Origin of the sequence: uncultured Desulfovibrio sp. (assembly GCF_949282365.1) — a bacterium.
Lineage (GTDB): Bacteria > Desulfobacterota > Desulfovibrionia > Desulfovibrionales > Desulfovibrionaceae > Desulfovibrio.
The window spans coordinates 1-2411 of the sequence record NZ_CASDOY010000091.1 but is presented as its reverse complement, the minus strand read 5'-3'; the positions used below and the strand labels follow the sequence as shown (position 1 = coordinate 2411).

General features: G+C 66.2%; 2 protein-coding genes. Both read right to left on the bottom strand.

Features of this window, described 5'->3' with window-relative positions:
• Window positions 1-1126 (bottom strand): DNA polymerase III subunit gamma/tau (dnaX, locus tag Q1X76_RS10065; RefSeq protein WP_300719764.1); only part of this gene is annotated, 1126 nt, incomplete at its 3' end.
• 59 nt (window positions 1127-1185) lie between these two features.
• Window positions 1186-2109, bottom strand: a complete 924-nt coding sequence (locus tag Q1X76_RS10060) for a branched-chain amino acid transaminase (protein WP_300719766.1) — start codon at window positions 2107-2109, stop codon at window positions 1186-1188.
• Between the last annotated feature and the right edge of the window lie 302 nt (window positions 2110-2411).

Sequence of the window (2411 nt, the reverse complement as noted above, 5' to 3'; positions counted from 1 at the left end):
TACGTTCCAGATCCATGCGTTCCAGGGGCAGCAGCTGCGGCAGCAGGGCCAGATCGAGCAGCAAAAGTTCCAGGGCCGCGGCCGGTTCGGGATTCTGCACGATGCCGCGCTGGGCGTCCAGTACCATTTGCCAGGCCGCGTGCAGGTGGCCGGCGGAAAAGCGGGAGGCCAGCTCCTGCCAGAACAGGCTCTCGTCGGCGGGCAGGCCCAGGCTGGGCAGCACGGCCTGGCCGCCCTGGCGCAGCAGGAACATGTCGCGCAGATGCCCGGCCAGCTCGCGCACGAAAAAGCCGATGTCCACGCCCTGGCGGAACAGGCGGCCGCAGAGCAGGGAAACGGCCGCGCAGTCACGGCCCTGCAGGGCCGCGAAAAGATCGGCGAACAGCTCCTGTCCGGCCAGGCCCAGCACCTCGCGGGTCACGGCGCCGGTCAGGCTCCGGCCGCCCAGGGCCAGGGTCTGGTCCAGCAGGGACATGCTGTCGCGCACGCTGCCCGCGGCCCGGCGCGCGATGAGGCGCACGGCGCCTTCCTCGAAGGGGACCTCTTCCTTGTCCAGGACGTTGGACAGGTGCCGCACCAGGGCATCCTCGGCCAGATGGCGGAAGACGAAATGCTGGCAGCGGCTGACGATGGTGATGGGGAACTTGTGCGCCTCGGTGGTGGCGAAGATGAAGACCACGCGCGCGGGCGGTTCCTCCAGGGTCTTGAGCAGGGCGTTGAAGGCGCTGCGCGAGAGCATGTGGGCTTCGTCGATGATGAAGACCTTGTAGCGGCCCTCCATGGGCGCGTAGCCGATGGTCTCGCGCAGGGCGCGGGCGTCTTCCACGCTGTTGTTGGACGCGCCGTCGATCTCGGTCACGTCCACATGGCTGCCCTGGGTGATCTTGCGGCACTGGTCGCACTGGTTGCAGGGCTCGGGCCCCGGTGCGTGGCGGCAGTTGAGGGCCTTGGCGAAGATGCGCGCGATGGTGGTCTTGCCCACGCCGCGCGTGCCGCTGAGCAGATAGGCGGCGGCGACCCGGTCTTCGGCTGCGGCGCGCGAGAGCACGGCCTTGACCATGTCCTGACCGGCCACCTGGGCAAACGTCTGGGGGCGGTATTTGGCGGCGAGGGAAAGGTGCTTCATGGAAAAACGTCAGGGCGCGCCTGTCCCCGTGCGGGATACAGGCGCGCCGGAAGAAAGGGCTAGAAGGTGTAGTGGCTCAGCCAGTCGGCGTAGGCGGGGTTCTCGCCCTTGACCACGCGGAAGAATTCCTTTTGCAGGTGCTTGGTCACAGGACCGGCGTGGCCCGCGCCGATGACGCGGTTGTCCACTTCGCGGATGGGGGTCAGTTCGGCGGCGGTGCCGGTGAAGAAGGCTTCGTCGGCGATGTAGAGCTCGTCGCGGGTGAACTGCTGTTCTTCCACGGTGTAGCCCAGGTCGCGGGCCACCTTCATGACGGAGTCGCGGGTGATGCCGCCCAGGATGGAGGTCCAGGGCGTGGTCTTGACGATGCCGTCGCGCACGATGAAGATGTTTTCGCCGGTGGCTTCGGAAACGAAACCGTTGGTATCCAGCATCACGGCTTCGTCATAGCCGTCTTCCTTGGCTTCGATCTTGGCCAGGATGGAGTTCACATAGTTGCCGGCGGCCTTGGCCTTGCTCATCAGGGTGTTGACGTGCATGCGGGCGAAGGAGCTGGTCTTGACGCGGATGCCCATTTCCAGGGCTTCGGGGCCGAGATAGGCGCCCCAGGGCCAGACGGCGATGATGGTGCGCACCTTGTTGTTGCCGGGATAGACGCCCATTTCACCGTCGCCCACGAAGGACAGGGGACGGATGTAGCCTTCTTTCATCTTGTTGGCCTTCAGGGTGTCCAGGATGGCCTGGCTGATCTCGTCAGCGGTGTAGGGGATGTCCAGGCGCAGGATCTTCGCGGAATTGAGCAGGCGCTGGCTGTGTTCCTTGAGGCGGAAAACGGCGGAGGTGCCGTCGGCACAGGCATAGGCGCGGATGCCTTCAAACACGGCGCTGCCGTAATGCAGGGCATGGGTGAGAACATGAACCTGGGCGTCGGCCCAGGGAACCATTTTGCCGTCAAACCAGATGAAGTCGGTCGTTTGCATGATAGATTCCTCAATATATTCCGCGATATTGGTCAGGCGTGATCTTCCGTACGCGGCAGAGCCTGTCCGAAGGGTAAAAATTTACTGGAAAGCGCCGCGTATGGCAAGGGTCCGCAGGCAGGAAAAGCGGGCGCCGGGCGGCGTTCCGCCGCACAGGGACAGGCCCCGGCTGGGGAGGGCGGCCTTCCGTGACAGCGCGTCGTGATGCGGCGGCGGGCGGGCTCTGCCGCGGACCTGCGACGGGACGGCGGTGCGGACGGCGGGCCCACGGGGCGGGACTTGCCCCGGCCGCCTGTCGCGGACGG